The organism is Propylenella binzhouense, from assembly GCF_009866965.1.
Taxonomy (GTDB): Bacteria; Pseudomonadota; Alphaproteobacteria; order Rhizobiales; family Afifellaceae; genus Propylenella; species Propylenella binzhouense.
Genome location: NZ_SPKJ01000154.1, coordinates 1 through 6,446 on the forward strand (window position 1 = coordinate 1; position 6,446 = coordinate 6,446).

Below are 6,446 nucleotides of genomic sequence, written 5' to 3' on the forward strand. Positions count from 1 at the left end.
GGCGCGGCGGCTGGGGCTCCGGGGGCGGCGGCTGGTCGGGCGGCGGCGGATCCTTCGGTGGCGGCGGCGCCTCGGGGCGCTGGTAGCATGGCCGTCCTCGATCCGGCCGAGCACGGGCGCATCGCGGCGGCGATCCGCGCGGCCGAGGCGACGACCGATGGCGAGATCTTCGCCGTGCTCGCGAGCGAAAGCGACAGCTATGTCTTCATCGCCGTGATGTGGGCCGCGCTCGCGGCACTCCTCGGCGGCATCCTGACGGTTCTCGTCGTCCGCGACCTTGCGTCCGTCTCGCTGGTCATCGGCCAGGCCGTCGCCTTCCTCGTGCTCTGCGGCCTCTCGGCCGTGCCGAAGATCAGGATGTGGATCGTGCCGCGCGCGGTGCAGGAGGCGCGGGCGCAGCGGCACGCGATGGAGCAGTTCCTGGCCCACAATCTCCACGCCACGGCCGACCGCACCGGCGTGCTGGTGTTCGTGTCGCTTCGCGAGCGCTACGCCGCGATCATCGCCGACAAGAACATCAACGACCGCGTCGGCCCGGCGGTGTGGCAGGCGACCGTCGACGATCTCACGAAAGCGATCGCGCGCGGTGCGGTCGCGGACGGCTTCGTCGCCGCGATCGAGGCCGCCGGCAAGGTCCTTTCCGAGCATTTCCCGCGCACCGGCGCGGCGGAAAACGAGCTGCCGGACCGTCTCGTCGAGATCTGAACCGGGCCGGCGGAACGCGGTCCGGGGCCTCCGTGCGCTGCCGAACCGGCATCGCGGCGGGCTGGACGGGGCGCCGGCATTTGCGAAATTTCCGAAAAGATGTCAGGCGGGAAGCGGGTGCGGTGCGCCCGGACCGGCAATGCGAACGGGCCTCGGCCGGGGGCCAACGGAGTACTGCGCGGATGGCTAGGATCCTGGTGCTCGGAGGCGACGGCTTCTGCGGCTGGCCGACGAGCCTCCACCTCTCGCGGCGTGGGCACGACGTCATCATCGTCGACAATTTGTCGCGCCGGAAGATCGACGTGGAGCTCGAGGTCGAATCGCTGACGCCGATCCGCCCGATCTCCGAGCGCCTCGCCGCCTGGCGGGAGGTCTCCGGCCGCTCGATCCGCTTCGAATCGTTCGACGTCGCGGAGAACTACCACCGGCTTCTGACCCTCATCGCCGCGGAGCGGCCGGACGCGATCGTGCACTTCGCCGAGCAGCGCGCGGCGCCCTATTCGATGAAGTCGTCCTGGCACAAGCGCTACACGGTCAGCAACAATCTGAACGCCACCAACGGCGTGCTCGCGGCGATCGTGGAATCGGGCGTCGACGCCCATCTCGTCCATCTCGGCACGATGGGCGTCTACGGCTACGGCACCGCCGGCATGAAGATCCCCGAGGGCTACCTGAAGATCCGCGTCGCGCTCGCCGACGGCTCGCAGGCCGAACAGGAGATCCTCTACCCGGCCAATCCGGGCTCGATCTACCACATGACGAAGACGCAGGATCAGCTGCTCTTCTTCTTTTACAACAAGAACGACAGGGTGAAGATCACCGACCTCCACCAGGGCATCGTGTGGGGAACCCAGACCGAGGAGACGAAGCTCGACGAGCGGCTGATCAACCGGTTCGATTATGACGGCGACTACGGCACCGTGCTGAACCGGTTCCTCATGCAGGCGGCGATCGGCTATCCCCTCACCGTGCACGGCACCGGGGGGCAGACGCGCGCCTTCATCCACATCCAGGACACGGTGCGCTGCATCGAGCTCGCGATCGCGAATCCGCCGCAGACGGGCGACCGGGTGAACATCCTCAACCAGATGACGGAGACGCACCGCGTCCGCGATCTCGCGACGATGATCTCGGACATGACCGGCACGCCGGTCCAGTACATCCGCAACCCGCGCAACGAGGCGGACGAGAACGACCTCCATGTGGCGAACGACCGCTTCCTGGGGCTCGGTCTGAAGCCGACGACGCTCGCCGACGGGCTGCTTGCGGAAGTCACCGAGATCGCCCGGAAATATGCCGGTCGCTGCGACCGCTCGAAGATCCCCTGCGTGTCGGAATGGCGCTCCAAAGTGCCGCCGCTCGCGGCCGAATAGCCCGGGCGGGAGCCGCCCCACGGCTCAGCGCGCGCGCCTTCTCCGGCCGGGGCGGAGCGGCATCACCACCGGCACGACCCCGGCGAGGATGAGGGCCATGCCGGCGAGCCGCATCGGACCGAAGCGCTCGCCGAGGAGAAGCGCGGCCGAGAGGATGGCCACGACCGGCACCAGGAATGCGAAGGGCGTGACCGTCGCGGCCGGATAGAGCTTCAGGAGATGGCCCCAGCCGGCATAGCCGAGCGTGGTCGAGAGGAAGGCCACGTAGAGGAGGGCGCCGGCGCCGGCCGGATCGAGGCGGGAGAGCGCGGCGGCGATCGCCGCCGGTCCTTCCACGACGAGGGAGAGCAGGAGGAGCGGCGGTGCCGCCGCGACGCTCAGCCAGCTCATCGCCGCGAACATGTCCATCGCGCCCGCGCGCCGGAGGAGCACGTTGCCGCTCGCCCAGCTGAGCGCGGCGGCGAGCGTGAGCAGAAGCCCCGCGGACGTGACACCCGCGCCGCCCGCCGTCGCGGCGATGAGGCCGAGCCCCGCGAGGGCGACGGCCGATCCCGCAATCTGGCGTGGCAGCGGCAGCTCGCCGAGCACGAATGCCGCGATGAGCACGGTCATGAAGACCTGCACCTGCAGCGTGATCGAGGCGAGGCCGGGCGGCATCCCCGCCGCCATCCCGGAGAAGAGCAACGCGAACTGGCCCACGAAGAGCGTCGCCGCGATCGCCGCGAAGCGCGGCCAGGGCACGGCCGGGCGCGGGACGAGAAACGCCGGGAGCCCGGCGAGCACGAAGCGCAGACCCGCCATCAGGATCGGCGGGAGGCTGTCGAGGCCGATCCGGATCACGACGAAGTTCAGGCCCCAGACGAGGGCAATGCCGAAGGCGAGCGCGACGTGGCGCGACCTCATCGGGCGGTGCTCCTGGCGTCCGCCGTCGCTCCGACCCGGCCGCGCCTCTCTGTCGCGCGAAGAGCGCCGCCCGGCAAGCCCGGGCCTCATCGCTAGGCTCAGAGCGCCCCCGATGCCAGCCAGCGCGCGCAGTCCTCGCCGAGCTCGCGCCGCGCGACCGCCTCGTAGCGCGCGCTTTCCGCAGGGCTCAGCAGGTCGCGCCAGCGGCCGTTCGTGCCCTTGTGGATGAAGGTCTTGCCGCCGCCGTGCCAGCAGGCCCCGCCGAGCGGGGCCGCGCGATCGGCATGCGCCTGCATGTAGTCGAAGCTGCAATGCTCCAGGATCGTCGGGAAGCGCGCCTCGTCGATCTCGATCGAGAGGAACTCGGCCATGCGCCGGATCTCGCCCGGCATGTCGGCCTTGAGGTCGGCGAAGTGCAGGAGCATCACGTTCGGCAGGTTGCGCACCGCCCACCAGGAGCGCACGTTCTCCCAGAACGGCCAGAACGGATGGCCGTCGCGCTCCAGCCAGTCGAAGAAGTACTGGCGCACCGAGGCGGGCGGCGGCTCGATCGGCGGACCGACCCGGCCGGGGGTCTCGTTGAGCACCTGGTACCAGAAATCGTTCGCGCGGGCGTGGTGGTTGTACATGCTCCAGACCACGTCCCGCCCGTCGCGGCCGATATAGATGTAGCGGGCCTCCGGCGAGAAGACGAGCGCATCGACCGGAAGGTGCGTCTTCAGGAAGCGCCGGTGCGTCTGCGCCTCGACCGCCGCGAGCTTCACCTCCTTCGGCGGCACGCGGAGGTCCATCCAGGGCGATATCTCCGCCACGTCGATGTCGTCGGCGCCGCCGAAGACGAGCTGGGCCACGATCTGCTGGGTCCAGGTGGTTCCGGACTTCGCATAGGTGCCGATCACGATGTCGCCGTCGCGGAAGGCGAAGTCGTTCCAGATCGTGGAATCGAAGTGATGGTTGTGGAGCTCGCGGGTCTTCCGCGGCCAGGGGTTCATCGGGGCGTTCATCGCCGTCTCCCTCTCGAAGCGATGCGCGCTGATACCGGCGTGCCGTTTCCCGCCGTTTTCGCGGCGACGGATTTCTGTTTCGTCTGAAAGCTCCTCGAAGAGCTGAAGCCTTCCGCCGTTTCCGGCCGCCGTCGCGGCAACAATTCTGTTTCGGCCGCCTTTCCGGCCCGTTGCGTCCGCGCTCAGCTCCGGAACCGCAGAATCTGGGGGCGCAGCGGATTGACGAAGGCCCGGCCCTCCGCCTGCGCCACCTGCCATTCGTGTTTGAGGCGCATCCACCAGCGCGCCTGGGTGTCGGCATCGTTGATGAGCATCACCTTGGCGCCGCCGGCGAGCCCCTCCCGCTGCTGGACCACGACGTCGCGGTCCTGGCGGAGGAACACGCGGGTGAAATGGCGCACGAGCGGTGCCGCCGGTCTGACCCAGCCGAGCGAGGTCCAGAACAGCTGGTGCACGACCGTCGCCCCTTCGTCGATCGGCGTGATCGCGGTCAGCCCGACGACCCAGTGCCGGTCGCCCCTGATGTGCTCGATCCGGTAGCCGGGGAGCTGGTAGCCGATCTCCGTCGTCACGTTGTCGCCGAGGAGCCAGCGGTAGATCACGTTCTGCGGCGGAATCGCATGGCGCTCCATGCGGAAGCCGAAGGGCGAGGGCGCGAAGCGCTTCTCCTTGGGCCGGAGCTTCCGGGCATCCTTCTTGAACCACCAGGAGGTGTGGACATAGGCCGCGTGGGTCGGGTCCATGAGGCCGAAGGCGGCATGGTCGGACGAGCACGGGAAATCCATGGCAATCGCCGATTTCGGCGCCTCCGACGCGGCGAGATCCGGCAGGCCGACGGGCTCGGGAATGAGCGCTTCGGCCGGCGCCTCCTCTCCGCGCGGCAGATAGATCCAGATGCAGCCGTAGCGCTCGCGCGTCGGGAAGGCCGGCGTGCGGATGCGCGAGAGCTCCATCGCCTGGCCCTCGCGCAGGCTCGGGATTTCCACGCAGCCGCCGTCGGCGCCGAACCGCCAGCCATGGTAGCAGCACTCGATGGTGCCCTCCTTGACGCGGCCGTAATGGAGCGGGATGCCGCGGTGGGGACAGGAATCGCGCAGCGCGAACGGGGTTCCGTCCGCGCCGCGGGCGAGCACGATCGGCTCGCCGGCGATCTTGAGGCCGACGGGCTTTGCCGGCCCGAGCGCCCCGCTCTCGAGCGCGAGGTACCAGCAGCCCTTCAGGATGTCCGCGGTCAGTCCCTGCATGCGCCTCTCCGCAGTCCCGGAACGGAAAAGGGCGGCACAAGGCCGCCCTCGACTTCGACCTCAGCCGACGGAGCGGGCCTCAGCGGACCGCGGCCTCGTACTCGTTCGGCGAGCCGTCCTTCAGATAGGCGAGGGCGGCCTTCGCCTGCGCGGCGATGGCGGCGAACGCCTCGGGCTCGTGGATCGCGATGTCCGAGAGCACCTTGCGGTCGACCTCGACGCCGGCCTTGATCAGCCCGTCGATGAGCCGGCCGTAGGTCAGGCCCTGCTCCCGCGCCGCCGCATTGATGCGCTGGATCCAGAGCGCGCGGAAGTTCCGCTTGCGCCGGCGCCGGTCGCGGTAGGCGTACTGGTTCGCCCGCTCGACCGCCTGCTTGGCGATCCGGATCGTGTTCGAACGGCGCCCGTAGAAGCCCTTGGCCTGCTTCAGGACCTTCTTGTGCCGGGCGTGGGCCGTCACGCCCCTCTTGACGCGTGCCATATGTCGGTACCTCCGGCCTCAGCGGTTGTAGGGCATGTATTTCTTGACGATGAGCGCGTCCGGCTCGGCGAGCACCATGGTGCCGCGCGCGTTCCGCACGAACTTCGTCGTCCGCTTGATCATGCCGTGCCGCTTGCCGGCCTGACCCACCTTCACCTTCCCGCTGGCGGTGAAGCGGAAGCGCTTCTTGGCTCCCGACTTCGTCTTCTGCTTGGGCATTCTGCTCTCCTTGCAACGCGAAAAGCTCCGCAGCGCGGAGCCTCGCATCAGGCCCATTTCTGAGCATTCTGGATCGCCACGGCATGCCCTGCAGACGGCGGACCGTCGGGCCGGGCGATCCGGCGGGGGGACATATAACCGCGAGCGGAGGGGGTGACAAGTCGCGCGCCATCCGCCATATGGATGCCGCCCCGCGACGGTTGCGCCGTCGCGGCACACGTGGCATTGACCACGCGTCCCCGGCGGCTGCCGTAGCTCAGTGGTAGAGCACTCCCTTGGTAAGGGAGAGGTCGACAGTTCAATCCTGTCCGGCAGCACCATTCCACGAACTGGCGATGCAGGTTGGCGCTTCTCGGCGAAATCCCGACTGCGGTCCCTTGGCCGGCCGTGCCGTCGATCTTCCCTGCAGGTAACTGACGGCATGCTGCGGCGGACGGGCGCGCTCGCGCGGATGGCGGCGGCGACGGTGGACCGGTTCGGCCTGCGCGCCGGCGCCGGCGCGCTCGCCGTGCGGGCG

Annotated in this window: 7 protein-coding genes and 1 tRNA gene; 3 read left to right on the top strand and 5 right to left on the bottom strand. The window is 69.3% G+C overall.

All coding sequences use genetic code 11. The features are described from left to right. The first annotated feature begins 87 nt into the window (after positions 1-87). Positions 88-705, top strand: a complete 618-nt coding sequence (locus E4O86_RS21845; RefSeq protein WP_161142668.1) for a TPM domain-containing protein — start codon at positions 88-90, stop codon at positions 703-705. 182 nt (positions 706-887) lie between these two features. Next, entirely contained in the window at positions 888-2,078 is a 1,191-nt protein-coding gene (locus E4O86_RS21850) for an NAD-dependent epimerase/dehydratase family protein (RefSeq protein WP_161142669.1), read from the top strand. A 24-nt stretch (positions 2,079-2,102) separates the two neighbouring features. On the opposite strand, the gene E4O86_RS21855 is transcribed toward E4O86_RS21850, so the two are convergent. The 5 genes from E4O86_RS21855 to rpmI form a co-directional block, all read right to left on the bottom strand. Beyond that, the gene (locus E4O86_RS21855; RefSeq protein ID WP_161142670.1) at positions 2,103-2,981 is read right to left on the bottom strand and encodes an EamA family transporter; all 879 of its coding nucleotides are present in this window, start codon (positions 2,979-2,981) and stop codon (positions 2,103-2,105) included. Between the two features lie 98 nt (positions 2,982-3,079). Beyond that, on the bottom strand, positions 3,080-3,985 hold the full coding sequence (locus tag E4O86_RS21860; RefSeq protein ID WP_205521040.1) for a sulfotransferase domain-containing protein: 906 nt from the start codon (positions 3,983-3,985) through the stop codon (positions 3,080-3,082). A 182-nt stretch (positions 3,986-4,167) separates the two neighbouring features. Beyond that, entirely contained in the window at positions 4,168-5,229 is a 1,062-nt protein-coding gene (locus tag E4O86_RS21865) for an aromatic ring-hydroxylating oxygenase subunit alpha (RefSeq protein ID WP_161142671.1), read from the bottom strand. A gap of 79 nt (positions 5,230-5,308) precedes the next feature. Beyond that, on the bottom strand, positions 5,309-5,710 hold the full coding sequence (rplT, locus tag E4O86_RS21870; protein ID WP_161142672.1) for a 50S ribosomal protein L20: 402 nt from the start codon (positions 5,708-5,710) through the stop codon (positions 5,309-5,311). 18 nt (positions 5,711-5,728) lie between these two features. Further along, complete coding sequence (rpmI, locus tag E4O86_RS21875) at positions 5,729-5,929, bottom strand: 50S ribosomal protein L35 (protein WP_161142673.1); 201 nt, start codon at positions 5,927-5,929, stop codon at positions 5,729-5,731. Positions 5,930-6,174: 245 nt separating this feature from the next. Between rpmI and E4O86_RS21880 the strand changes: the two genes are divergently transcribed. Next, positions 6,175-6,249: transfer RNA gene (locus tag E4O86_RS21880), tRNA-Thr, on the top strand. Positions 6,250-6,446 lie beyond the last annotated feature (197 nt).